Here is a 24,381-nt window from a genome sequence, read left to right as displayed (position 1 = left end):
CGGTCACGCGGAAATGGTTCGAGACCGTTGCGAGGGTCTTCATTTTCGTATCCCCGCGCAAGCGGGGATCCAGAGTCACACACACAAACCGTTGTTTTGCTTGGCCCTGGACCCCCGCCTGCGCGGGGGTACATAGTGGGTCGGAGGACGGCAACTTCCGAGACAAGCTGGACCCCTGCCGGCGCGGGGGTACGGCGCGCGGGGGATTTTCGCAGAGGTCTTGATCCAGTTCGCGATGGCGATGGCGATGGCGATGGGAAGGGCCGGCGCGCGCCCTATTGCTCGTCCTCTTCCGGCGGGCGTCGTTCTTCCTGCGGTACCGGTTCCTCCTCGCGGCGGCGGCGGTCGTTGGGGTTGAAGCGGACCTGGCCGTCGGGGTCGACCGAGACGTCGAAGCCCGGACCCTGGATCGTCGGTGGCGCGTCGAACGGGTTGCCGAGCATGTCCTGTACCGCGTCGATCGCATTGTCGATCGGTTCGGGTTCGGGCGCCGCGACCGGTACCGGATCGCGCAGGTTCAGCGCCTGTCGCATGAAGTCGCGCCAGATGCGCGCGGGCAGGCCACCGCCGGCCAGCCCCGGATTGGTGCTGTTGTCGTCGTTGCCGAGCCACACGCCCGCGACGATGCCGCCGGCATAGCCGACGAACAGCGCGTCGCGATTGTCCTGCGTCGTGCCGGTCTTGCCGAACGCCTCGACCGGCAAATTGGCGGCGATGCCGGTACCCTGTCGGATCGACGCGGCGAGCAGCGTGCGCATCCCCTCCAGCTCCTCGCGCGACAGCGTCTTGCGGGTCGAGCGCAGCCGGTCGAGCCAGGTCGGTTCGTCCTTTTCGGCAAGCCCACGCGGAATGACCGGCGCCTCGCCCGCCGCGATCGCGGCATAGGCGCTGGTGAGTTCGAGGAGCGACACGGTCGAGGTGCCGAGCGCGATCGAGGCTTCGTTGGCGATCGGCGTCGAGATGCCGAGGTCGCGGGCGGCACGGATGACGTTGCGTACCCCCACTTCCTTGGTCAGCCGCGCAGCAGCGACGTTGCTGGAGCGTTGGAAGGCACGTTCGAGGGTGATGGTGCCGAGATAGCGGCCGTCGCTGTTCTTCGGGCTCCAGTCGCCGATCGTTACCGGTTCGTCGAGCACCTGGCTCTGCGGAGTCAGGCCCGAGCGCATGGCGGCGAGATAGACGAACAGCTTGAAGGTCGATCCAGGTTGCCGCCGCGCCTGTACCGCGCGGTTGAACGGGCTGTTGCGGTAATCCTTGCCGCCGACCATCGCGATGACGCGGCCGTCGGGGCGCATGGCGACGATCGCGACCTGTGTCTGGCGCAGGCCCGCATTGCGGACGGCGCGTTCGGCGGCGCGCTGCATACGGACTTCGAGCGTCGTCGCGACCTTGCGATCGGCACCGATGCCGCCGGCGCGGTCGCGCGCCTGCGGCAGCACCCAGTCGGCGAAATAGGTGCCCGAGGGCAGCGTGCTGTTGTCGGTGACGCGCAGCACGGCGGGCTTGACCCGGCGCGCTTCGGACGGGGTCAGATAGCCGGCATCCTCCATCGCGCCGACCACGACCGCCTGCCGCGCCCGCGCGCCCTTGAGGTTGCCGGTGGGGGCGAGGCGCGAGGGGGCCTTGACCAGCCCGGCGAGCATCGCCGCCTGTCCGACGGTCAGGTCCTTGGGCGCGCGGCTGAAATAATGGCGGGCGGCGGCGTCGAGACCGTAGGCATTGTCGCCGAAATAGGCGTTGGAGAGATAGCGCGAGAGGATTTCGTCCTTGGTCAGCCACGCCTCCAGCCAGAAGGCGATCAGCACCTCGCGCAGCTTGCGCGCCGCCGTCCGGTCCGAATCGAGAAAGGCGTTCTTGGCGAGCTGCTGCGTGATCGTGCTCGCGCCCTGTCGCACGCCGCCCGCCTGGGTATTGGTCCACATCGCCCGAAGGATGCCGCGGGGATCGATGCCCCAATGGGTGCGGAACCGGCGGTCCTCGATCGCCATGAAGGCTTCGCTGACATGCGCGGGCAGTTTGGTCGCATCGACCGGCTTGCCGATATTCGCGCCGCGCTCGGCGATCGGCGTGCCTTCGGCCGAGAGCAGCGTGATCGAGGGCGGGGCGGGCGGTTCGAGCGATTTCGACAGCGGCGCGGTGAAGGCCAGCCACGCGATGGCGATCACCAGCAGGATGATGAGGATGCCGAAGCCGCGCATGATCCAGCGCAGCCACCAGCGGAGCGGTTTGCGGCGGCGGGCGGTCTGCGGCGCTTCGGGCGGCGGGGGTGGTGGCGGCGCTTCGCCCATGCCGGGGAAGCTTCGGTCGTAATCGGCCAGCGCATCGTCGAACGCGGCCAGCCGCCGTCGCCGCTCCAGCGCTTCGCCCGTCAACGGGGTCGACAGGCGCCCGATCCGGCTGGGATCGATCGGGCCGGAGGGCGGGGACGGGGGATCGTAAGCCATGATACCGACCGTGTATTACCGTTCTGATACAGCTTCGGCAAGCGCGGTTGCGTGCCGCCGAAGGTGCGCCATGGACCCTTACCGGAACCGGTTGCGCCCCCGAACGCTAGGTGCCGGACAGTCAAGGAGAATCGGCGTGGACGACGATCGCATCTGGAGTTTCGAGGAAAGCCTGTGGACCGCCGACGCGGCGCATTACGAGGAATCGGTCGACGACGAATGCCTGATGGTGCTGCCGACGCCACCGTTCGTCTTCACCGGGCAACAGGCGATCGATGCGGTGAAGGACACGCCGCGCTGGGAACAGGTGTCGCTGACCGAACGACAGGTCGCGCGGCCGCAGGAAGGGTTGATCGTCGTCGCCTACAAGGCGGAGGCGCATAAGGGCGGCGAGGCGTATCTGGCCTATTGCACCTCGACCTATCGCTGGATCGAACATGGCGTGTGGACGGTGGTCCAGCACCAGCAGACGCCGCCGCTGACGTCGAAGGGGGAATAGGGCGCGCTGCCCGACTGCAGGCAACCCATTGCCGCGCAGGCGGAATTTTTGCGAAAGTCCACCTCACCGTATCCCCGCGAAGGCGGGGATCCAGAGCCACACTCACAAACCTTTGTTTTGCCTGGCTCTGGACCCCCGCCTGCGCGGGGGTACGGAAGGGTCGGGATAGGCAGAGGAGGTTGGCAAAGGTCTTGCGCGAGCGAGAATGCCTGGACGCCACGATCCGCGATTGGAACACGTTTGCGTTTATGGGCGCTCTTGTGCGCGAGGACGGCGGGGGTAGCGCTACAAGCTGCGGACTGGCGACAATGGCAGACCATTGGTTCGGCGCGGTGCATCGAACGTCATCGGATCATGCCCATCCGCCGCATGATGTACCTTCGACACCCGTCCTTCGCTGCGCATCCGGCGATCAGCCTCGTGCCAGTCGGGCAGCGTGTCGTCCTGCTGCGTCCAGTGCGCAATGCTGGCCTGATCGCACCAGCGCATCAGCTTGGGCATGGCGCGGCGGTGCGGGCCGGACGTCATATAGGCGCGCATCGCCGCGGCATCGTCCCAAGCGGTCATCGTCCAATAGGCGCGATCGCGATCGGCGAGCAGCGCGCCGCCGCGATAGCCCGCCGCGCGCTTGACCTGCCGCATCGACAGCCATGTGTCGATCATGAACGCCGGCAGGAACCGCACCGACCGGATGCGCAGCCGCGTGATGCTGACGAAGGTCACGCCTCCAGCTCGACGTCCCAATAGAGCCAGTCGTGCCACGTTTCATGCAGATGGTTGGGCGGGAAGCGGCGGCCCTGTTCCTGCAACTGCCAGCTGGTCGGGCGGATCGGCTGGACGTGCAGCGGCATCGCCGCCTGTTTCGGCGTCCGGCCCCCTTTACGCAGATTGCACGGCGCGCAGGCGGTGGCGACATTCTCCCACGTCGTCCGGCCGCCCTGTGCGCGAGGCACGACATGGTCGAAGGTCAGGTCGTGGGTCGCGCCGCAATATTGACAGCTGAACCGGTCGCGCAGGAACAGGTTGAAGCGGGTGAAGGCCGGGAATTCGGACGGCTTTACATATTGCTTGAGCGCGATGACCGAGGGCAATTTGATGCGTGCGGTCGGGCTGCACACTTCGCGGTCATATTGGGCGACGATGTCGACCCGGTCGAGAAACACGGCCTTTACCGCAGTCTGCCATGGCCAGACGCTGAGCGGATAATAGCTCAACGGCGTATAGTCCGCGTTGAGCACCAGCGCGGGACAGCCATCGGGATGGCGGAGGCGATCGGGATGGTACATGAAGTCCCCCTCGCGTAAACGTCGCCGCCGATATGATCGGCAACGATGACGCGGACATGACAGCACGGGGCAAGGCCGAAAGTCAAACCGGGACGGTCGTCACCCGCTTTGCCCCCAGTCCCACCGGGGCACTCCATGCCGGCCATGCGCTGGCCGCGATCGAATCGCACGACCGCGCGCGGGCGGCGGGCGGGCGGTGGCTGCTCAGGATCGAGGATATCGATGGCGGCCGCAGCCGGCCGGAACATGTCGCGGGAATATTGGCCGATCTGGAATGGCTTGGGCTGTACTGGGACGGCGACGTCGTGTTCCAGTCGGCGCGGATGGCGCTGTATCGCGCAGCGCTCGACCGGTTGCGGGGGATGGGGCTGATCTATCCGTGTTTCTGCACCCGCGCCGATATCACGCGCGAGGTGGCGGCGAGTGCGTCGGCGCCGCATGGGGTCGATGGCGTCGTCTATCCAGGGACGTGCCGTGCGATCCCGGCGGACGTCGCGGCGGCGCGGCTGGGCGAACCGCACGCATGGCGGATCGACATGGCGAGGGCTGTCGACCGCGTCGGGCCGCTCGACTGGGTCGACGAACTGGCCGGACGGGTCCGCGCCGATCCGCTGGCACAGGGCGATGTCGTGCTGGCGCGCAAGGATGCCGGGACCAGCTATCATCTGGCGGTGACGGTCGACGACGCCGCGCAGGGCGTGACCCATGTCGTGCGCGGCATCGACCTGTTCGCGGCGACGCATGTCCATCGGCTGTTGCAGGCGCTGCTCGACCTGCCGGTGCCGGTGTGGCGGCATCATCCGCTATTGCTGGGACCGGACGGGCAAAGACTGGCCAAGCGCAACGGCGCACCGACGCTGGCGGCGCTGCGTGATGCGGGGGTGGAGGGGAAGGCATTCGCCGACGATGTGCGACAGGGCAGACTTCCCATTGGATTCGCGCTCGCAAATGCTTAGCTTCCCTCCATGAACACGTTCCTGGTCCTGTTGCTGATCGCGGCGATGATCGCGGTCGTCGTCGCGCTGGTGCGCGGCATCGTATCCTTCCTTGCCGAAGGAACCGCCGCCGCGCGCGGCGAGGGGCCGAGCGAACAGGCGCTGAAATCGAACAGGATGATGCAGGCGCGGGTGTTGTTTCAGGCGATCGCGATTCTGATCGTCGTCGTTATCCTGTTCATGGCCGGGCGCACCTGACGCAGTGATCAAGCTGAACAAGATCTACACGCGGACCGGCGATGCCGGGACGACCGGGCTGGTCGACGGATCGCGCGTCGCCAAGGATGCGGCGGTGATGCAGGCGATCGGCGATGTCGACGAGGCCAATTCGGCGCTGGGCGTCGCCGTCGTCGCGCTGGGCGATGCCGATACGGCGTTGCTGCGCCGGGTGCAGAACGACCTGTTCGATTATGGCGCGGACCTGGCGACCCCGCCGGGCATAGTGGGCGCGCTGCGGATCGTGCCGGCACAGGTGACTGCGCTGGAGGAAGCGATCGACCGGATGAACGCCGATCTGTCGCCGCTGACCAGCTTCATCCTGCCCGGCGGGACGGAAGCGGGCGCGGCGCTGCATCTGGCGCGGGCGATCGTCCGGCGCGCCGAGCGATCGGTGGTGCATGCTTCGTACGAGGCGGACCTTAATCAGAATTTATTGGCCTATATCAATCGGTTGTCCGATCTCCTCTTCGTATACGCCAGATGGGTGAACCAAAGTGGCGGCGGGGACGTTTTGTGGGTGCCAGGCGGGGTCCACCAGCCGGCATAGGAGCACCCCATGCGAGCGACACCGGTCAAACAGCCCGACCAGGCGCTCGCCACCCGATATGCGAAGGTCCGCGCGCTGACCGACGCGCTGGCCGGGCCGTTGTCCGACGCCGATGCGACCGTCCAGTCGATGGACGATGCGTCCCCGGCCAAATGGCATCTGGCGCATACCACGTGGTTCTTCGAAACCTTCGTCCTGCGCGACCACGTCGCCGGCTATACGCTGCACGACGAGCGTTTCCCGTTCCTGTTCAACAGCTATTACGAGGCCGAGGGCCGCCGCCATGCGCGCGGGCGGCGCGGTATGGTGACGCGCCCCAGCCTCGACGAGGTGCGCGCCTATCGCGCGGCGGTCGACGCTGCGTTGCTGGCGGCGCTGCCCGACCTTTCCGACGATGTGCGGCAACTGGTGGCGCTGGGGTGCAACCATGAGGAGCAGCATCAGGAATTGCTGCTGACCGATATCCTCCACCATTTCAGTGAAAATCCGCTCGAACCGGCGATGTTCGCACCCGAGCCGAAGCGTCCGGTGGCGGTGCCGCCGCCGACCGGCTGGATCGAGCATGGCGGCGGCATCGTCCAGGTCGGCCATGCCGGCGATGGCTTTGCCTTCGATTGCGAGGGGCCGCGCCACGACGTGCTACTCCACCCGCATGCCATCGCCGACCGCACCGTCACCAACGGCGAATGGGCGGCGTTCATCGCCGATGGCGGGTATCGCGACGCCCGACTGTGGCTGGCCGATGGCTGGGCATGGGTGCAGGCCAACCGGATCGAGGCACCGCTCTATTGGGAGCGCCAGGGCGAGGCGTGGACCCGTTTCGGGCTGGACGGGCGGCGTGCGATCGATCCCGCCGCACCGGTCACCCATGTCAGCTTCTTCGAGGCCGATGCCTATGCGAGCTGGGCGGGCGCGCGGCTGCCGACCGAGTTCGAATGGGAGGCGGCCGCCGCGTCGCACGACCCGGCGGGCGGCAACCAGCTCGACCATGCCCATGCCGTCGAACCGCGTCCGTCGACCGGCGGCCCGGCGTTCTTCGGCGATGTGTGGCAATGGACCGGCAGCGCGTACCGCCCCTATCCGCGCTTCCGTGCCGTCGAAGGCGCGGTCGGCGAATATAATGGCAAGTTCATGAGCGGGCAGTTCGTGTTGCGTGGGAGTTCCTGCGCGACGCCGCGTGGCCATGCCCGCCCCTGCTACCGCAATTTCTTCTATCCCCACCAGCGCTGGCAATTCACCGGCGTCCGGCTCGCAAAGGACCTGTGATGCTGCGTAGCGACGACGTACCGATGGCGACCCGCGCCGATCCCGCTTTCCGTGCCGATGTGCTCGCCGGACTGGCATTGCCGCAAAAGGCGATTCCGGCGCGCTGGTTCTATGACCGCAAGGGGTCGGAACTGTTCGAGGACAATACCCGGCTGCCCGAATATTATCCGACGCGGGCGGAAACGGCGATTCTGAAGACGATCTGTCCCGAACTGGTCGGGGCGGTCGGCGATGGCGTCGCCGTGGTCGAATTCGGATCGGGATCGTCGGTCAAGACGCCGATCCTGCTCAACTGCATCGAACCCGCCGCCTATGTCCCGATCGATATCTCGGGCGATTTCCTGCGGTCGTCCTCGGCGGCGCTGGCCAGCCAGTTTCCCGGACTGCCGGTCCTGCCGGTCGAGGCCGACTTCATGCATCCGGTGCCGTTGCCCGAAGAGGTCGCGGACCTGCCGAAGCTGGGCTTCTTTCCCGGATCGACGATCGGCAATATGGAACCGCTCGCGGCCGGGACGCTGTTGCGCGCGATGCGCGACTGGCTGGGCGAGGGGGCGATGCTGTTGATCGGCATCGACCGGATCAAGGACCGGGACACGCTGGTCGCCGCCTATGACGATGCGGCGGGGGTGACGGCGGCGTTCAACCTGAACCTGCTCGACCGGATCAATCGCGAACTGGGCGGCGACGTGCCGGTCGCGGCGTTCGAGCACGAGGCGCGCTGGAACGACGATGCCGCACGGATCGAGATGCATCTGCGCGCGACGCGTGACGTGACCTTCTCGATCGACGGCCGTGCTTTCGCGATGAAGGCCGGCGAGACGATCCACACCGAGAACAGCCACAAATATGGAGACCGCGATGCGCGGCTGCTGCTACGCAGTGGCGGATGGACACCGAAACAACAATGGTGCGGGGACGATGGCGCGTTCTGCGAAATCCTCGCCGAAGCACAGGGACTGCCGATCGCGCCGTGATCCGGCTGTTCGCGGGCATTTTGGCGCTGCTCGCGGTGGTTGCGCCCGCTTCCGCGCGCGACCTGACGGTCATGAGCTTGAATATCCGCATGCCATCGCCCGACGACGGCGCAAACCGCTGGGAATTGCGCCGCGATTTGACCGTGGCGACGATCCGTCGCGCGAACCCCGACGTGATCGGGACGCAGGAGTTGTTCAAGCGGCAGGGCGACGATGTCGTCGCGCGCCTGCCGCGCTATCGCTGGATCGGGGTCGGGCGCAGCGGTGCCGAACGCGCCGATGACGAGCATATGGGCATTTTCTACCGCGCCGATCGGCTGATCGTCGAGCGCTGGGGCAATTTCTGGCTGTCCGATACGCCCGGGGTGCCGGGCAGCAATAGCTGGGGCCACCCCTTTCCCCGGATGGTGACCTGGGCGATTTTCCGGGAGGCGGATGGCCGGCGCTTCGCCATGTTCAACACGCATCTGCCCTATCGCGCCGAAGATGAGGCTGCACGGGAAAAGGGCGCGGCGTTGCTGGCGGCGCGCATCCCGGCGATTGCCGGCGACCTGCCGGTCGTGGTGACCGGCGACTTCAACACCGTGCCCGACAGTCCGACCTATCGGCGGATGACGGAAGGATTGCGCGACGCGTGGGCCACAGCACCGGTGCGGACCGGGCCGGAGGCGACGTTCCACGGCTTTACCGGCAGGCCCGATCGGCGGATCGACTGGGTGTTTGTGAAGGGGTTCGCGGTCAAGCGCGCGGCGACGGTCGATACGCGGCGGGGGGACGTGTTTCCGTCGGATCATTATCCGGTGGTGGTGACGCTGGGGCGGTAGGGCGACTTCACCCTCGCCCTGCCCGCCGGGAGGGCGAATTTTAATCAGCGAACCAGCCGCACGGTCCAGGTCCGGATATAGTCGATATTGCCGCGGCATTCGGTCATGTCGCGCTGTTCGATCAGGCGGAAGCGGCTGCCGTCCCATGCGTAGCGCTGCGTCGTGCCGCAATCGCCGAGACCGCGACCGCGCGCGTCGGCGGTGAGGATGCCGTCGGCGAATGCGGCGTTGAACACCAGCGCCTGTTCGTCGGGCGCATCGCCGGCCGGGGGCGCGTCGAAGCTTGCCGGGACCGCCGCGCCGCGTTCGACGACGAACAGCGCCGACAGGACGTTATAGGCACCGACCGTGCAGGGTATGATCGCCAATGTCCGGCTGCCGAGCGGTTTGGTCGTGGCGGGGGGCAGGTCGTCGGCATCGCATTTCGCCATCTCGCGCATCCGGGTGACGAGCAGCGGGTCGAGCAGGGCAGCCTCTCCACGGACGACCGGCGCGTGGACGACCGGGAGCGCGGGGGCGGGGCGGGTGTCGGGGCGCTCGCCCGGGGCAGCGAGCGCGCCGATGGTGCCGTCGCGCCCTTGCTGCGCATCGATCCAGCGCAATGCGGCGGCGGCGCCGATCAGCGACAGGGTGGCGATGGTCTTGCCGCTGGCGTCGGCGATGGTGATCGCCCGGCCGTTTGCCAGCTTGCGCGTCAGGGCCAGGGCAGGTTCGCCCGTCAGTTCGGTCCAGTCGTCCTGCGCCGTGCCGCCGCGCGCGACCGCTTCGCCATCGACGGCGAAGGTCAGCGGCAGGGCGGGGGCATTGCCGCGCAGGCGCAGGGTGACGCCCGCGTCGGGGCCGGCGGCGCGTTCGATCGACATGGTAAGGGCGGGCGGTTCGCCGTCCTCGGGGGCCAGCGACCCCGCCTGACAGGTCGCGCCATTGTCGCAGCCCGCCGCCCAGTCGCCGAACGTCTTGAGCGGCAACGGCTTGGGCGGGGTGGCGGTGTCGGTCAGCAGTGCTGGCGAGGCGGTGGGGGACGGCGTCGGACCGGGCGTGGGCGCATCGGCGTTACAGGCAGGGAGCAGGAGCGGCAGGGCAAGGGGCAGGAAACGGCGCATGCGGGTGCGATACCGGCATGGACGGCCGACCGAAAGGCGCTATTCCCGCGTTCAGGCCGCAAAGGCGCAATGAGAGGACGTTCAGGATGAAGACGATTGGCGTGATCGGCGCGGGCCAGATGGGGGCGGGGATCGCCCAGGTATCGGCGCAGGCGGGCTATCGCGTGCTGCTGTCCGACGTATCGGTCGAGCGGGCGCAGGCGGGCAAGGACGGCATCGCCAAGCAACTCGCGCGCGCGGTGAGCAAGGAGAAGATCGCGCAGGCGGACGCCGATGCCGCACTGGGGCAGATCGAACCGATCGGCGATCTGGCGGCGATGGGCCCGTGCGATCTGGTGATCGAGGCGGCGACCGAGCGGGAGGCGATCAAGCGCCAGATTTTCGAAACCGTCGGCAAGGCGCTGTCGGATACGGCGATCCTTGCCAGCAATACCTCGTCGATCCCGATCACCCGGCTGGCGCAGGCCGCGCCCGATCCGGCGCGGTTCATGGGGGTGCATTTCTTCAACCCCGTACCGGTGATGGGGCTGATCGAACTGATCCGCGGCCTCGCCACCAGCGACGCGACGGTCGCGGCGGTCGAGGCGTTCGGGCAGAGCCTGCACAAGCGGATCGTCCATGCCAATGACGCGCCGGGCTTCATCGTCAACCGCGTGCTGATGCCGATGCTGAACGAGGCGTGCTTCGCGCTGGGCGAAGGGGTGGCGACGATCGCCGATATCGATGCGGCGTGTCAGCTCGGGCTGAACCACCCGATGGGGCCGTTCACGCTGGCCGATTTCATCGGGCTCGACACTTGTCTGGAGATTACGCGGGTGCTGTTCGAGGGTACGGGCGACCCGAAGTTCCGGCCGGCGCCGCTGCTGGTCAAATATGTCGAAGCCGGCTGGTACGGTCGCAAGGTCAAGCGCGGCTTCTACGACTATTCGGGCGCGGAGCCGGTGCCGACGCGGTGAGCGCGGGCGGGGGAGGCGAAGCGTCTCCCCCGGTGTCGGGCGTCAGATGAAGGTCGCGGCGGTCGCGCGATAGATGGCGGGCAGGATGATGCCCTGCAGGATGCCGATCAGCACCAGCACCACGAACGGCGCGAAGTCCAGCGCGCCGAAATCGGGCAGGATCCGCCGGATCGGGCGATAGACCGGCTCGGTCACGGTCATCAGTCCGCGATAGAGCGAGCGGATGAAATCGTTATGGGTGTTGATGACGTTGAACGAGATCAGGATCGACAGGATCGCCTGCACGACGATGATCCACCACAGGACGTTCAGCAGCACCTGAATGATATCGAGCAGGACGTTCAACGCATCGGGCCTTTCGCGAATGGTTCTCGACTATAGGGACGCATGCGCCCGGCTCCAAGCCTCAGGCGTGGACGAGCGTGCCGGCGCCCTGTTCGGTGAAGATTTCGAGCAACATCCCGTGCGGTACGCGACCGTCGAGGATGACCGCCGCGTCCACCCCCTGCGCCACCGCCGACACGCAGGTCTCGACCTTCGGAATCATGCCGCCGCTGATCGTGCCGTCGGCCTTCAACTCGGCGATGCGTTCGGCGTTCAGGTCGGTCAGCAGCTCGCCGGTCTTGTCGAGCACGCCCGCGACGTCGGTCAGCAGGAAGAAGCGCGACGCGCCCATCGCGCCGGCGATCGACCCGGCCATGGTGTCGGCGTTGATGTTATAGGTCTCGCCATCGGCACCCAGCGCGACCGGGGCCACGACAGGAATGAAGCCGTCGCGCGCGAGGCTGTGGAGAATGGTCGGGTCGACCGCGACCGGGGTGCCGACGAAGCCCAGATCGACATGGCGCTCGATACCCTGGCTGCGGTCGGGTTCGCTGCGGCCGACCTTTTCGGCGGTGACGAGGCGCGCGTCCTTGCCCGAAATGCCGACCGCCTTGCCGCCGGCCGCCGCGATCCATGCGACGATTTCCTTGTTGATCTTGCCCGCCAGCACCATTTCGGCGACCTCGGCGGTGGCGGCGTCGGTGACGCGCAGGCCGTCGACGAAGCGCGATTCGACGCCGAGGCGCTTCAGCATCGCACCGATCTGCGGCCCGCCGCCATGGACGACGACCGGGTTGATGCCGACCTGTTTCAGCAACACCACGTCCTCGGCGAAGTCGCGCGCCAGTTCGGGATCGCCCATCGCGTGGCCGCCATATTTCACCACGAAGGTGCGACCGGCATAGCGTTGCAGATAGGGCAGCGCCTCGGTCAGCGTTTCCGCCTTGGCGAGCATCTTCGGATCGGGTGCGTGGGTCATGACCGCGCCTTTAGCGGGGTGTCGTTCAAGAAGAAAGAATTGGGTTCACGCGAAGGCGCGGAGACGCGGAGGAGGAGAAGAGAGGAGGGGACGAGGTTTTGGGTCGCGCAAAGGCGCAAAGGACGCAGAGAGGGTGCGCTCGCCGCGACAGCGGCTTTCCTTCATTGGGTTCAGTGGGAGATAGGCTTCGCCGGACACAGGGCGGTTGCAGCGTCCGCAACCCCTTTGCGCCTTTGCGCCTTTGCGCGAATAATCTATTTCTCTTCGCGTCTCCGCGCCTTCGCGTGAACCAATTTCCTTCAGCGCGTCCGATCCAGACGGCGACCCAAGCCGACGAACGCGTAGATGAGCGGCGGGACCAGGACGATCGACAGCGTGACCTTGGCCAGCATCTGCCCGACGACCAGCTGCCCGATCGGGAACACGCCATAGAAGGCGACCGAGATGAAGATCAGCGTGTCGACGATTTGCGACAGGACGCTGGCGATCGCCGCGCGCAGCCACAGCAGGCGGCCTTTCCCACGCTTCAGCCAGCCGAAGATGGTGACGTTCAGCGTCTGCGACACGCCATAGGCGACGATGCCCGCCATCCAGATGCGCAGGTTGGAGCGCATGACGAGGTCGAAGGCGGCGAGCCGGTCGGCCTCCATGCTGGCGGCGGCAGGCAGTTCTAGGACGATCGCGACCAGCAGCATCGAGGCGAGCAGCGGCAGGAAGCCGAACCAGACCAGATGCTTGGCCCGAAGCGCGCCATAGAGTTCGGCGACCGCGCTCGACACCACCACCAGCAGCAGGAAGGCGAAGATGCCTGCTTCCACCGCCAGCGGGCCGATCGCGACCTGTTTGTTGCCCAGCACGCCGGCGATGCAGACCATGCCGCCGTAGAAGATCGCGAAGATGAACAGCGCGCGCGGCATGGTGATCGTGGCGGGCGCAGGATGGTCGGGTGTCGTCATGGCCCTTGCTAGTCCCGAAAATCGTCGATGGCAAAAGCGTTTGTCGCGCTGGCCCCCGCGCCGCCGCCATGGCATATCGCGACGGTTTGGGGCCGTCCGGGCGGACGGCGGGGCAGGGTATTGCGCTTCACATGACACGTTTCCTCATCGGCATCGCCGGCATCGTTGTGATTCTCGGCATCGCCTTTGCGCTATCGACCAATCGCCGCGCGATCCGGCTGCGGGTGGTCGGTGCCGCTTTTGCGCTGCAGGCGGGGATCGCGGTGTTGGTGCTGTACACGCCATGGGGGAAGGGCGTGCTGGGCTTCCTGTCGGGCGGGGTCGCGAACCTGTTGAGTTATGCCAATGCCGGCACGTCGTTCCTGTTCGGGCCGCTTGCCAAGCCGGAGATCGGCGGGACCAGCTTCGCCATCGCCGCGCTGCCGGTCATCATCTTCTTCGCGTCTTTGGTGTCGATCCTCTATTATCTGGGCATCATGCAGCTGGTGGTGCGCTGGATCGGTGGCGGCATCGAGAAGGTGATCGGCGTCAGCAAGGTCGAATCGCTGTGCGCCGCCGCCAACATCTTCGTCGGACAGAGCGAATCGCCGCTGGTGATCCGCCCCTATCTGGCGGGGCTGACCCCGGCACAGCTGTTCACGGTGATGACCAGCGGCATGGCGGGCGTGGCGGGCACGATCCTCGCGGCCTATGCATCGATGGGCATCCGCATCGATTTCCTGCTGGCGGCCAGCTTCATGGCGGCGCCGGGCGGCATATTGATGGCCAAGATCATCATGCCCGACACGCCCGAGCCGGCAGCGGGCGAATTGCCGCTGGGCGACGACCGCGAGGCGGAGGCGATCGCGCTCGCCGAGGCGACGCATGACGAGGAGCGCCCGGCGAATATCATCATGGCGGCGGCGCAGGGGGCGCAGACCGGCGTCAGGCTGGCGGTGGCGGTCGGCGCGATGGTGCTGGCGTTCGTCGCGCTGGTGGCGCTGGCCAACGGGCTGCTCGGCGGCATCGGCAACTGGTTCGGGATCGCCGATCTCAGCTTCCAGCGGCTGCTCGGCTATGTCTTCGCGCCGGTCATGTTCCTGCTCAACGTGCCGTGGCAAGAGGCGGGGATCGCCGGCGGGCTGTTCGGGCAGAAGGTCGTGCTGAACGAGTTCGTCGCCTATATTTCGCTGGGCGAGGCGGGCACGCAATTGTCGACCCGGACGATCGCGATCATCACCTTCGCACTGTGCGGCTTCGCCAATTTCTCGTCGATCGCGATCCAGATGGCGGTGACCGGCAGCCTTGCCCCCAATCAGCGACCGATGATCGCGCGGCTGGGTGTCCGCGCGCTGGTCGCCGGCAGCCTCGCCAATCTGATGTCGGCGGCGCTGGCGGGACTGCTGCTCAGCTGAAATCACGCGACGATCCGGCTGCGTCAACCGTCTGTTTACGGCGTTTCCGATAGGGTCCTCCGATCATGCCGGACGCGGCATGGGGTTGCGTGATGGGGACGACCATGGACGACGGACTGATCGATCAGCGAGCACTGGCGCAGGCGCGGGCGGAACTCGGGGCGAATTTCGTCCGCATCCTCGGCTATTTCCGCGAGGACGGGCTGAAGTCGCTGCTGGCGATCGAGAAGGCGATGCGCGAGCAGAATGCGGTGGCGATGGTGCTGCCGGCGCATACGCTGAAGGGGGAATCGCGGCAGTTCGGCGCGGAGGCGCTGGCTGATATCGCCGAAGGGATCGAGATGATCGCGCGCAAATGCGTCGAGACGCGCGACGAGCCGACCGAAGCGCTGGAGCATGTCGCGCAGCTGCGCCCGACGTTCAACGCGACGCTGGCGCTGCTCGACCGCGACAGCAATCCGCTGGCGCAGCGCAAGGCTGCCGGGTTCGGCAAGCGGCCGGTGGCGTTGTAGAGGCGGCGTTTACCACCGTTCAGGGCCAAGGTGGTTCGACCGTCGATCCGCCCCATACGGCTGTCGCCGACGGATGACCTGTCGTCACCCCCGCCTGCGCGGGAATGACGAACAGCCAAAGGGATCGCAGAACGTCGATCCGGCACAAATCGGGCCGGCCGCGCCATCGCGCGACCGGTGATCGGCCTTACAGCCCGTGCTTGTCGTATTCCGACTTTGCGTTCAGCTGGATATAGTTCTGGATGCCCATGCGCTCGATCATCTCGAACTGGGTTTCGAGCGTGTCGACATGCTCTTCCTCGTTCATCAGGATTTCCGCGAACAGATCGCGGCTGACGAAATCGCGGATGCTTTCGCAATAGGCGACGGCTTCGCGCAACTGGGCGACGGCCTCGACCTCGATCGCGAGATCGGCCTTCAGGATTTCCTCGACCGTTTCGCCGACGCGCAGGCGGCCGAGCAGCTGGAAATTGGGCAGGCCGTCGAGGAACAGGATGCGCTCCGCCAGACGATCGGCATGCTTCATCTCGTCGATCGATTCGTGGCGTTCGAACTGGGCGAGCTTGTACACACCCCAATGGTCGAGCAGGCGATAGTGCAGCCAATATTGGTTGACCGCAGTCAGCTCGTTCTTGAGCGCCTCGTTGAGGAATTCGATGACCTTTGCGTCGCCCTTCACGTCGTTCGTCCTTATGCTGTGATGGACGGGACTTACGCGGTTTGGCGCGACAGGGACAGCATCATAATGGCTGATTTCTGCGGGTTTTCGCAGGTGCGAACGCTACGCAGCCGCGCGTTCGGCATCGATAATGGCTCGCGCGAACGGGACGCACTGACCGCATTTCGCCTGGCATCCCAGCGCCCGATATGCTTGGCAGGCGCTGTTCGCGCCACTGCGCGCGGCTTCCCGCACATCGCGTTCCCGAATGGCATTGCAGACGCATACGACCATGTTCGACCCTCGCTCCGTTGGGCCGACTAATAATGGTAGTGAAAATCGTTCGCAACAATTATTGCGGATCATTCGCATCAATTCGTCGCGTTCCAGAGGTGCGACGGATTGCGTATCGGCTGCCATTGCCACCGCGCCAGCGATCGCCACAGCCATTCGAACGGGCCGTATCGGAAGCGCGCCAGCCACCAGGGCGACCAGAGCGCCATCGCGATGCACATCGCGCATACGGGCAGGTACAAGGCCGCGCGCGACCAGTGGCCGAACTGGCCGAGGCCCCAGCCGTAGAAGAGGGCGCACATGACGATGCTGGTGGCGAGATAGTTGCTGAGCGCCATCCGACCGACCGCCGCCAGCCGCCGCGCGATCGGGCCGCCATCACCTGCGAGCAGGATGATGGTCGCGGCCCAGCCGGGAATCATGATCGTGCGGATCGGGGTGGCGAGGGCGATCGGGCCGGCGACGATCGCCAGCAGGTCGAGGTCGCGCGAAGCGATCCACAGGGCGATCGCGCCATAGCCGGCGATGCCAATGCCCATGCCGCCGACCGCCCAGCGCAGCAGGCGGCGACGGGACCAACGTCCTTGCAGCATCCCGCTGCGCAGCGCGGCCATGCCGAACAGCATATAGGCGAGCGTTTCGAACCCGATGATCGGCGTTTCGTTCAGTATGTCCGGGATCTGCGCGATATTTTCGGTGAGGATCGCACCATAGCCGCCACGGAACAGCGCCAGTTCGCGGGCGATGATCGACGCGGCGGGAATACCAAAGGCGTTGTCGAAATCGCGTAGCCCCCGTGTTGCATCCGCGCCTCCGCCCGCCAGCATCGCCAGATAGGATAGCGGTATCGATCCCATCAGCAGCATGTCGACGACGGCAAAGGCGATGCCGAACGCCACCAGCCGGCGGGCACTATTGTGCCGGAACCAGTAGGCGATCGATCCGATCAGCGCATAATGGGCAAGGATGTCGCCGCGCCACAACAGCGTGGCATGGGCGATGCCGAGCAGGAACAGCCAGAACATGCGGGCGTAATGCACCGCCGCCGGATCGCGCCCGCTCGCCTCGGCCCGGTCGACGACCAGCAGCAGCGATGCGCCGAACAGGAAGGAGAACAGCCCGCGCATCTTCCCGTCGAGCAGGATCAGCGTGGCGTAATAGACGAAGCGATCGGCCGGACCATCCAGCCCATAGGCGCGCGGGCTGACATAGGCGGCTTCGGGCATCGCGAAGGCGATGATGTTGAGGAACAATATCCCCATCACCGCGACCCCCCGGACCGTATCGATCGTCGCGATACGGCCCATGGGCGTCGGGTCAGGCAAGGGCGGCGTCAGTGACGGCATAGTTGCGGGTTCGGGATGCCCCCGGCATCCCGAAGATCATGCCGGGGGCATGATCGACCCGCAACTATGCCGTCCCTCCCATCAGCGCGGGGAAGAAGCCTTCATGGGCCTTGCGCAGATCGTCGAGCGGGACGGCGAAGTCGCCATCGGTCAGTTCGAAGATGATGCGGCTGCCGATCGTCCGGCCGATCGGTTCGGCATCGACCCCGGCCTTTTCCGCGCCCTGCAGGAATTCGAGCAGCGCATGGTCGTGGACGGTAACGATATAGACACCCTGATCCTCGGCGAAGAGCGAGCGGGCGATATCGTCGAAGGGCAGCTTGCGGTCGAGGATCGCACCGATATTGCCGGCCAGCGCCATTTCGGCGACGGTCACGGCGATGCCGCCGTCGCTGACGTCATGGCAGGCGGTGATCTTGCCCGACAGGATCGCCTGGCGGATATAACCGCCGGTACTGCGTTCAGCGTCGAGATCGACCGGCGGCGGCGGGCCTTCCTCGCGGCCGTGCAGTTCGCGCAGCCATAGCGACTGGCCGATCGCGCCGGTACGGTCGCCGACGCGCAGGATGATGTCGCCGGTCTGCTTGAACGCGATCGTCGCCGATTTTTCCCAATCGGCCAGCAGCCCGACGCCGCCGATCGCCGGGGTCGGCAGGATCGCCGATCCGCCGCCGGTCGCCTTGGATTCATTGTAGAGCGAGACGTTGCCCGACACGATCGGGAAGTCGAGCGCGCGGCAGGCTTCGCTCATCCCGTCGAGGCAGCCGACGATCTGGCCCATGATCTCGGGCCGCTGCGGATTGGCGAAGTTCAGGCAGTTGGTGACGGCGAGGGGCGTCGCACCGACCGCGGTCAGGTTGCGATAGGCCTCGGCAATCGCCTGCTTACCGCCTTCGACCGGATCGGCGAAGCAATAGCGCGGGGTGCAGTCGGTGGTCATCGCCAGCGCCTTACGCGTGCCATGGACGCGGACGACCGCGGCATCGCCGCCGGGGCGCTGCACGGTGTCGGCGCCGACCATGTGGTCATATTGCTCCCAGATCCAGCGGCGGCTGGCGATATCGGGCGAACCCATCAGCTTGAGTAGGTCGGCGGCGGGATCGGTGCAGTCGGGCACGTTCGTCAGTTCGGCCGGCTTCGGCGTCGGGACATGCGGCCGATCGTAGAGCGGCGCTTCGTCGGCCAGCGGGGCGAGCGGAATGTCGGCGACGACATCGCCCTGCCATTTCAGCACCATGCGGCCGGTGTCGGTGACATGGCCGATGACCGCGAAGTCGAGTTCCCATTTGTCGAAGATCGCCCGGGCGAAGTCCTCGCGGCCGGGCTTGAGCACCATGAGCATCCGCTCCTGGCTTTCCGACAGCATCATCTCATACGGGGTCATGCCGCGCTCGCGCTGCGGCACGTCGTCCATGACCAGTTCGATGCCGACGCCGCCCTTCGACGCCATCTCGACCGAGGAAGAGGTGAGGCCGGCGGCGCCCATGTCTTGGATCGCGACGATCGCGTCGGAGGCCATTAGTTCAAGGCACGCCTCGATCAGCAGCTTTTCGGTGAAGGGATCGCCGACCTGCACTGTCGGGCGCTTCTCCTCGGCATCCTCGCCGAAATCGGCCGAGGCCATGGTCGCGCCATGGATGCCGTCACGTCCGGTCTTCGACCCGACATAGACGATCGGATTGCCGACGCCCGACGCGGCCGAATAGAAGATCTTGTCGGTGTCGGCGATGCCGACGGTCATCGCGTTGACGAGGATGTTGCCGTCATAGGCCGGGTGGAAATTGACCTCGCCGCCGACCGTGGGCACGCCGACGCAATTGCCATAGCCGCCGATGCCATGGACGACGCCCGCGATCAGGTGACGCATCTTCGGATGATCGGGGCGGCCGAAGCGCAGCGCGTTCAGGTTCGCGATCGGGCGCGCGCCCATGGTGAACACGTCGCGCAGGATGCCGCCGACGCCCGTCGCCGCACCCTGATAGGGTTCGATGTACGAGGGGTGGTTGTGGCTCTCCATCTTGAAGATCGCCGCCTGTCCGTCACCGATATCGATGACGCCGGCATTCTCACCGGGGCCGCAAATGACCTGACGCCCGGTCGTCGGCAGCTTCTTCAGATGGATGCGGCTGGACTTGTAGCTGCAATGTTCCGACCACATGACCGAGAAGATGCCGAGTTCGGTCAGGTTCGGCTCGCGCCCCATCGCGTGCAGGACGCGCGCATATTCTTCGGGGCTCAGGCCGTGTTCGGCGACGATCTCGGGCGTGATCTGGGTCATGGGCGTGCCTCTAGCGCGCGGGCGCGGGCGGTGCCAGCCGGTTTGTGATCGTTGCTTCCGCGTTTCCGGCGCGCCTGTTGCGTTGCAAAATAGGTACAGTTGCGGAACAAATATGGTCGGCCCGGTTTAATCCGCTTCGATTAACCCTTTTCCTATGGGAACCATGCATAGCGCTAGACGTCGGTGACCCGCGCCGCCGGTCGCTGGCGTAGCAGGGCGTTATGCCGAGCAAGGGAGAATCTGGATGGTTTCGAAGTTTCTGACGGCAATCGCCGCCACCACGCTGGTCGCGGCACCGGTCGCCGCCAACGCCGCGTCGAACGCGCAGGCACTGTCGGTCGCCAAGTCGGTCCGCGCATCGGCTCCGGCCAAGGGCCAGAAGCTGGCCGGCGGCGGCATCGTATTCGCGCTGCTGGCAGCGGCAATCGTCGCGGGCGGTGTGATCATCGCCGTCGACGACAATTCGGACAGCAACTAAGTCCGGTTGCGGGGCGGGGGCCGGTTCGGTCCCCGCCTTCGGTTCAGGCATCGGCCGATATGGGCGTGCCTTCTGCGGTTTCGGCCTTCTGGCTCATGTGCGTTCGCATCGCTTTACCGCCTTCAGCCTGCGCTTGATGCAGTAGGCCCCGCCTTCGCCGGGCGACGCCATGATGCGCGGCTCAGTCCTTCCGCTTCTTCCACGCCTGCCACAGCATCATGCCGATCAGCGTACCGCCGGCAACGGTGCCGCCGACCGCGACGGCGGTGACCACCGGCGACAGCGTGTTGTCGGCGCGGTGGAGATGGGGGCGGTGCTTCTTCAGCTTCTTGAGCAACGGCGTGCGCTGCGACAGCGCCTCGAACATCTCGTCCGGTCCTTCGGGATCGAGGATCTTGTTGTCGGCGAGCCATTCGGTGACCGCGCCGAGGTCGGGCACTTCATAGGGGCGTAGCGAACGGCCCTCCCCGCGCAGTTCTTCGATCGTCGCGATCAGCGAGTTGGTGCGGGCCAGCGTCGCCTGTACCTCCTCGCACGTCACGTCGAGATGCTCGGCCAGCAACGAATCACGAATGCCGGCGATGGTGTGGCGTTCGTCGGCATTGACGTGGCGGGTCGCGTCGACCGTGACGTCGCATTCGGTGTCGAGCCGCAGCGAGCGGTTGTTGAAGTTGGACGAGCCGACCCGCAGCAACTGGTCGTCGATCACCGTCACCTTCGCATGGACATAGATGGCGGTGCCGCCGGCGGTGAAGGGGTGGTAGAGGCGCAGCCGGTCGTGGCGGTCGCGTTCCTTCAGCGCCTGAAAGATGCGCGCACGGGCGCTATCCATCGCGACCGGTTCGAGCCACCCTTCGGCGGTGGTCGGATTGACGATCACGATCTCGGGACCATCGGCTTCCTCCAGCCGCCGCGCGATCGCCTCGGCGACCTTGCGCGAGGCAAAATACTGGCTTTCGGCATAGATGAAGCGTTCGGCACGGGCGATCAGGTCGAGATAGAGCGTCTCGATCTCATGTACCGGTTCCTGCTCGGCCATTTCGGGGATGGTGCGGGCGATGGCGACGTCGATCCCGGTGAAGTCGGCGTCGAGCCCGGTCGGCCAGCAGCCGCCGGTACCGGTCGGCGCGGGCAGTTCGTCGCCCCCCGCCACCGCCCAGCGACGGCGGCACATGTCGCCGAGCGCGGCGGCGACCGGTCCTTCGAGCGCGGTCGTGACGTCATGCCATGGCTGATAGGGGGTGCCGTCGGGCTCGATCCGGCGGGGATCGTCGTCGCGGTGCTCGCGCGTGTCCCAGCGGTCGACGGTCATGTCGATGCCACCGCAAAAGGCGACGTCGTCGTCGATCACCACGACCTTCTGATGATGCGACCCGGCGATCGGGTGATGGCCGTCGAGGCGTAGATGCACCTGCGGATCGGCGATCCATTTGGCGATGCGCACCAGCGTGCGGCCGTGGAACAGCGTCTTGATCGCGCCGGTATCCCAGCGAAGGATATGGACCTGTAGCCCCGGCGTGCGGCGGACCAGCCAGCTGATGAATTCGCCCACCTTTTCAGGGCCTTCGCTGTCGGGATCGGTCTTGAAGCGGATGCGCGCGTCGAAGTCCCAGCCGATCAGCAGGATCTGCTTCTTCGCCTTCAGCATCGCGTCGCGGGCGTGGCGAAAATAATTGTCGGCATCGACCAGCACGGTCGCGCGGGTTGCGCGCTCGATCCGCCAGCAGTTGCGACCCGGTTCGAGCGGAGGGGTATGACGCGCCATGCGGGTAGCCATGGCAGGGTATCGTTACGGTTCCAAGCGATTGCGGTGCGTTGGCGGCGGTTTGCCGGTTCAAAGTTCACAAAGTTCACACTCGTGCGCGGTTTGTGGCGCGGGTACGGGTGGAGCGGGCGAGGCGGACGGTGGAAAGAGCGGTCTGCGAGGCTGGCAGGTCGGGCGGGTGTAGGAAAGGGGGGGGCTTCCTCCTTCCGTCACCTCGCGCATGACCAAGACCGCTGCCAGATTTCCTATCGCCGACCTTATTGCGTAGCGCCGCCTGTGCGGGGGTACGGCAAGTATCCGGCGGATCGAGCAGACTTGCGCAGCGACCCCAGACGCGACGCGGAGTGACGGGTTGCAGCGGCGGTTACAGGATTTCGCGGACCCGTTCGGGTGGGCGGGCGATCAGGACGCCCTTCGCGGTCTCCACGATCGGACGTTCGATCAGGATCGGGTGTTCCGCCATGGCGTCGAGAATTGCCGCATCGTCGGCGGTTTTCAACGACCTGGCTTCGGTCTCGCCGGTGCGCAGCGCGTCGCGTGGGGTAAGGTTGGCGCGGGTCAGCAACGCGGACAATTCGTCGCGGGTCGGCGGGGTTTTCAGATATTCGACGATCGTCACGTCGGCGCCGGCTTCCGCGAGCAGGGCAAGGGCTGCGCGCGACTTCGAGCAGCGGGGGTTGTGGTAGATGGTGGCTTTCATTCGCAAATCCTCCCCGGCACGGGGAGGGGGACCGCCGGCGAAGCCGGTGGTGGAGGGGGCTGGCCGGCTCCACCATGGTTGGGTCTGGGGCGATCCCCCTCCACCATCCTTTGGATGGTTCCCCTCCCCGTGCCGGGGAGGAGTTTTACGTCAGTCGTTGTTCGCGAGCCATTCTTCCAGCCACTTGATCGTATAGTCGCCGGTCTGGAACTCGGGATCGTCTAGCAGTGCCTGGTGGAGCGGGATGGTGGTCTTCATCCCCTCGATCACGAATTCCTCCAGCGCGCGGCGCAGGCGCATCAGGCAGCGTTCGCGGGTGGTGCCGTAGACGATCAGCTTGGCGATCATGCTGTCGTAATAGGGCGGCACCTTATAGCCGGCGTACAGGCCGCTATCGACGCGGACGTGCATGCCGCCGGGCGCGTGGAAATGCTTCACCGTGCCGGGCGACGGCGCGAAGCTGCGCGGGTCTTCGGCATTGATACGGCATTCGATCGCGTGGCCGGTGAAGCGGATCTGCTCCTGCCGACAGGTCAGGCCATGCCCTTCGGCGACGCGGATCTGTTCGCGGACGAGGTCGAGGCCGGTGATCATTTCGGTCACCGGATGTTCAACCTGCAGACGGGTGTTCATTTCGATGAAATAGAACTTGCCGTCTTCCCAGAGAAACTCGATCGTGCCGGCGCCGCGATAGCCCATGTCCGCCATCGCCTTGGCACAGACCGCCCCCATGCGTTCGCGGTCGGCCTGACCGAGCACGGGCGAGGGGGCTTCCTCCAGCACCTTCTGGTGGCGGCGCTGCAGCGAACAGTCGCGCTCGCCTAGATGGATGGCGTTGCCATTGCCGTCGCCGAACACCTGGAATTCGATATGGCGCGGGTTGCCGAGATATTTTTCCATATAGACGGTGGCGTCGCCAAATGCCGCCTTCGCCTCGCTGCCTGCCTGCTGCATCAGCGTTTCGAGCTGGTCCTCGGACGCGCAGACCTTCATGCCGCGCCCGCCGCCGCCCGATGCGGCCTTGATGATGACTGGATAGCCGATCGACGCGGCGATCGCCTTGGCTTCCTCAACGTCGGAAATGGGGCCGTCGGAGCCGGGGACCAGCGGCAGGCCGAGTGCGCCGGCGGTGCGCTTCGCCTCGACCTTGTCGCCCATCACCCGGATATGTTCGGGCTTCGGGCCGACGAAGATCAGGTTATGCAGTTCGACGATCTCGGCGAACTTGGCGTTTTCCGACAGGAAGCCATAGCCCGGATGGATCGCGTCCGCGCCGCTGATCTCGGCGGCCGAGATGATGTTGGGGATGTTGAGATAGCTGTCGGTCGCCGCCGGCGGGCCGATGCAGATCGCTTCGTCGGCGAGGCGGACGTGCATCGCATCGGCATCGGCGGTCGAATGGACCGCGACCGTCTTGATCCCCATTTCATGGCAGGCGCGATGGATGCGCAGCGCGATCTCACCACGGTTGGCGATCAGCAGTTTCTTGATTTCGGGCATAACGACCTTCCTGAGCCGCGCAGCCACCCCGTTTGTCCTGCGTGCCATTGCGCTTGTCGCAATGGCGTATCGAAGGACCAGTGC

General features: G+C 66.3%; 25 protein-coding genes. 11 read left to right on the top strand and 14 right to left on the bottom strand.

Annotation, left to right across the window (positions count from 1 at the left end; genetic code table 11):
* Nucleotides 1-275: 275 nt before the first annotated feature.
* A complete protein-coding gene (locus ACZ1JS_RS11305) occupies nucleotides 276-2,288 on the bottom strand; it encodes a transglycosylase domain-containing protein (protein WP_465168677.1) in 2,013 nt (670 codons plus the stop codon).
* A gap of 292 nt (nucleotides 2,289-2,580) precedes the next feature.
* Between ACZ1JS_RS11305 and ACZ1JS_RS11300 the strand changes: the two genes are divergently transcribed.
* Nucleotides 2,581-2,943: a DUF4440 domain-containing protein gene (locus tag ACZ1JS_RS11300; RefSeq protein WP_465166147.1), complete on the top strand. Its 363-nt coding sequence runs from the start codon at nucleotides 2,581-2,583 to the stop codon at nucleotides 2,941-2,943.
* A gap of 285 nt (nucleotides 2,944-3,228) precedes the next feature.
* On the opposite strand, the gene ACZ1JS_RS11295 is transcribed toward ACZ1JS_RS11300, so the two are convergent.
* Together ACZ1JS_RS11295 and ACZ1JS_RS11290 are read right to left on the bottom strand one after the other, a co-directional pair.
* Nucleotides 3,229-3,666 carry a DUF3291 domain-containing protein gene (locus ACZ1JS_RS11295; protein WP_465166146.1) on the bottom strand — a complete coding sequence of 146 codons (438 nt, stop codon included), beginning with the start codon at nucleotides 3,664-3,666 and terminating at the stop codon, nucleotides 3,229-3,231.
* The gene (locus ACZ1JS_RS11290; RefSeq protein WP_465166145.1) at nucleotides 3,663-4,229 is read right to left on the bottom strand and encodes an HNH endonuclease; all 567 of its coding nucleotides are present in this window, start codon (nucleotides 4,227-4,229) and stop codon (nucleotides 3,663-3,665) included. The genes ACZ1JS_RS11295 and ACZ1JS_RS11290 overlap by 4 nt, the downstream gene beginning before the upstream one ends.
* Nucleotides 4,230-4,285: 56 nt before the next feature.
* Between ACZ1JS_RS11290 and gluQRS the strand changes: the two genes are divergently transcribed.
* Genes gluQRS through ACZ1JS_RS11260 form a run of 6 tightly spaced genes read left to right on the top strand, consistent with a single transcriptional unit; the run spans nucleotide 4,286 to nucleotide 9,054 of the window.
* Nucleotides 4,286-5,185 (top strand): tRNA glutamyl-Q(34) synthetase GluQRS, encoded by a 900-nt coding sequence (gene gluQRS / locus ACZ1JS_RS11285; RefSeq protein WP_465166144.1) that lies wholly within the window; start codon nucleotides 4,286-4,288, stop codon nucleotides 5,183-5,185.
* Nucleotides 5,186-5,194: 9 nt separating this feature from the next.
* Complete coding sequence (locus ACZ1JS_RS11280; protein WP_242116870.1) at nucleotides 5,195-5,422, top strand: twin transmembrane helix small protein; 228 nt, start codon at nucleotides 5,195-5,197, stop codon at nucleotides 5,420-5,422.
* A 4-nt stretch (nucleotides 5,423-5,426) separates the two neighbouring features.
* Nucleotides 5,427-5,990 carry a cob(I)yrinic acid a,c-diamide adenosyltransferase gene (locus ACZ1JS_RS11275; protein ID WP_465166143.1) on the top strand — a complete coding sequence of 188 codons (564 nt, stop codon included), beginning with the start codon at nucleotides 5,427-5,429 and terminating at the stop codon, nucleotides 5,988-5,990.
* 9 nt (nucleotides 5,991-5,999) lie between these two features.
* Complete coding sequence (gene egtB / locus ACZ1JS_RS11270) at nucleotides 6,000-7,256, top strand: ergothioneine biosynthesis protein EgtB (protein WP_465166142.1); 1,257 nt, start codon at nucleotides 6,000-6,002, stop codon at nucleotides 7,254-7,256.
* Nucleotides 7,256-8,230 (top strand): L-histidine N(alpha)-methyltransferase, encoded by a 975-nt coding sequence (gene egtD / locus ACZ1JS_RS11265; protein ID WP_465166141.1) that lies wholly within the window; start codon nucleotides 7,256-7,258, stop codon nucleotides 8,228-8,230. Before egtB ends, egtD begins: the two co-directional genes overlap by 1 nt.
* The gene (locus ACZ1JS_RS11260; protein WP_465166140.1) at nucleotides 8,227-9,054 is read left to right on the top strand and encodes an endonuclease/exonuclease/phosphatase family protein; all 828 of its coding nucleotides are present in this window, start codon (nucleotides 8,227-8,229) and stop codon (nucleotides 9,052-9,054) included. Before egtD ends, ACZ1JS_RS11260 begins: the two co-directional genes overlap by 4 nt.
* A 44-nt stretch (nucleotides 9,055-9,098) precedes the next feature.
* Here the strand turns inward: ACZ1JS_RS11260 and ACZ1JS_RS11255 are convergent, their stop codons facing one another.
* Nucleotides 9,099-10,157: a DUF1176 domain-containing protein gene (locus ACZ1JS_RS11255; protein WP_465166139.1), complete on the bottom strand. Its 1,059-nt coding sequence runs from the start codon at nucleotides 10,155-10,157 to the stop codon at nucleotides 9,099-9,101.
* Between the two features lie 86 nt (nucleotides 10,158-10,243).
* Between ACZ1JS_RS11255 and ACZ1JS_RS11250 the strand changes: the two genes are divergently transcribed.
* Nucleotides 10,244-11,113 carry a 3-hydroxyacyl-CoA dehydrogenase NAD-binding domain-containing protein gene (locus ACZ1JS_RS11250; RefSeq protein WP_465166138.1) on the top strand — a complete coding sequence of 290 codons (870 nt, stop codon included), beginning with the start codon at nucleotides 10,244-10,246 and terminating at the stop codon, nucleotides 11,111-11,113.
* A gap of 42 nt (nucleotides 11,114-11,155) precedes the next feature.
* Here the strand turns inward: ACZ1JS_RS11250 and ACZ1JS_RS11245 are convergent, their stop codons facing one another.
* The 3 genes from ACZ1JS_RS11245 to ACZ1JS_RS11235 form a co-directional block, all read right to left on the bottom strand.
* Nucleotides 11,156-11,458 (bottom strand): YggT family protein, encoded by a 303-nt coding sequence (locus ACZ1JS_RS11245; RefSeq protein ID WP_465166137.1) that lies wholly within the window; start codon nucleotides 11,456-11,458, stop codon nucleotides 11,156-11,158.
* Nucleotides 11,459-11,519: 61 nt separating this feature from the next.
* On the bottom strand, nucleotides 11,520-12,416 hold the full coding sequence (gene argB / locus ACZ1JS_RS11240; RefSeq protein WP_465166136.1) for an acetylglutamate kinase: 897 nt from the start codon (nucleotides 12,414-12,416) through the stop codon (nucleotides 11,520-11,522).
* 299 nt (nucleotides 12,417-12,715) lie between these two features.
* A complete protein-coding gene (locus ACZ1JS_RS11235) occupies nucleotides 12,716-13,372 on the bottom strand; it encodes a queuosine precursor transporter (protein WP_465166135.1) in 657 nt (218 codons plus the stop codon).
* Between the two features lie 131 nt (nucleotides 13,373-13,503).
* On the opposite strand from ACZ1JS_RS11235, the gene ACZ1JS_RS11230 reads away from it, so the two are divergent.
* Together ACZ1JS_RS11230 and ACZ1JS_RS11225 are read left to right on the top strand one after the other, a co-directional pair.
* On the top strand, nucleotides 13,504-14,766 hold the full coding sequence (locus ACZ1JS_RS11230) for a NupC/NupG family nucleoside CNT transporter (protein ID WP_465166134.1): 1,263 nt from the start codon (nucleotides 13,504-13,506) through the stop codon (nucleotides 14,764-14,766).
* A gap of 92 nt (nucleotides 14,767-14,858) precedes the next feature.
* Nucleotides 14,859-15,278 (top strand): Hpt domain-containing protein, encoded by a 420-nt coding sequence (locus ACZ1JS_RS11225; RefSeq protein WP_465166133.1) that lies wholly within the window; start codon nucleotides 14,859-14,861, stop codon nucleotides 15,276-15,278.
* 187 nt (nucleotides 15,279-15,465) lie between these two features.
* On the opposite strand, the gene bfr is transcribed toward ACZ1JS_RS11225, so the two are convergent.
* The 4 genes from bfr to purL form a co-directional block, all read right to left on the bottom strand.
* Nucleotides 15,466-15,957 carry a bacterioferritin gene (bfr, locus tag ACZ1JS_RS11220; protein WP_056453358.1) on the bottom strand — a complete coding sequence of 164 codons (492 nt, stop codon included), beginning with the start codon at nucleotides 15,955-15,957 and terminating at the stop codon, nucleotides 15,466-15,468.
* 102 nt (nucleotides 15,958-16,059) lie between these two features.
* Complete coding sequence (locus ACZ1JS_RS11215; protein ID WP_465168676.1) at nucleotides 16,060-16,230, bottom strand: (2Fe-2S)-binding protein; 171 nt, start codon at nucleotides 16,228-16,230, stop codon at nucleotides 16,060-16,062.
* 77 nt (nucleotides 16,231-16,307) lie between these two features.
* Complete coding sequence (locus ACZ1JS_RS11210) at nucleotides 16,308-17,537, bottom strand: DUF418 domain-containing protein (RefSeq protein ID WP_465166132.1); 1,230 nt, start codon at nucleotides 17,535-17,537, stop codon at nucleotides 16,308-16,310.
* A 103-nt stretch (nucleotides 17,538-17,640) separates the two neighbouring features.
* Complete coding sequence (purL, locus tag ACZ1JS_RS11205; protein WP_465166131.1) at nucleotides 17,641-19,854, bottom strand: phosphoribosylformylglycinamidine synthase subunit PurL; 2,214 nt, start codon at nucleotides 19,852-19,854, stop codon at nucleotides 17,641-17,643.
* A 244-nt stretch (nucleotides 19,855-20,098) separates the two neighbouring features.
* Here purL and ACZ1JS_RS11200 point away from each other — a divergent pair, with 244 nt between their 5' ends.
* Nucleotides 20,099-20,332: a hypothetical protein gene (locus tag ACZ1JS_RS11200; protein ID WP_242116898.1), complete on the top strand. Its 234-nt coding sequence runs from the start codon at nucleotides 20,099-20,101 to the stop codon at nucleotides 20,330-20,332.
* A 181-nt stretch (nucleotides 20,333-20,513) separates the two neighbouring features.
* Here ACZ1JS_RS11200 and ACZ1JS_RS11195 read toward each other — a convergent pair whose 3' ends face one another.
* The 3 genes from ACZ1JS_RS11195 to accC all read right to left on the bottom strand — a co-directional run bounded on the left by ACZ1JS_RS11195 (nucleotide 20,514) and on the right by accC (nucleotide 24,297).
* Nucleotides 20,514-22,097 (bottom strand): phospholipase D-like domain-containing protein, encoded by a 1,584-nt coding sequence (locus ACZ1JS_RS11195; RefSeq protein ID WP_465166130.1) that lies wholly within the window; start codon nucleotides 22,095-22,097, stop codon nucleotides 20,514-20,516.
* 364 nt (nucleotides 22,098-22,461) lie between these two features.
* Complete coding sequence (gene arsC, locus ACZ1JS_RS11190; RefSeq protein WP_465166129.1) at nucleotides 22,462-22,797, bottom strand: arsenate reductase (glutaredoxin); 336 nt, start codon at nucleotides 22,795-22,797, stop codon at nucleotides 22,462-22,464.
* A gap of 150 nt (nucleotides 22,798-22,947) precedes the next feature.
* Nucleotides 22,948-24,297: an acetyl-CoA carboxylase biotin carboxylase subunit gene (gene accC, locus ACZ1JS_RS11185; RefSeq protein WP_465166128.1), complete on the bottom strand. Its 1,350-nt coding sequence runs from the start codon at nucleotides 24,295-24,297 to the stop codon at nucleotides 22,948-22,950.
* Nucleotides 24,298-24,381 lie beyond the last annotated feature (84 nt).

Source organism: Sphingomonas sp. BL-S-05 (assembly GCF_055521695.1).
The sequence above is the reverse complement of the archived record's forward strand: the minus strand, read 5'-3'. Positions and strand labels throughout refer to the sequence as shown.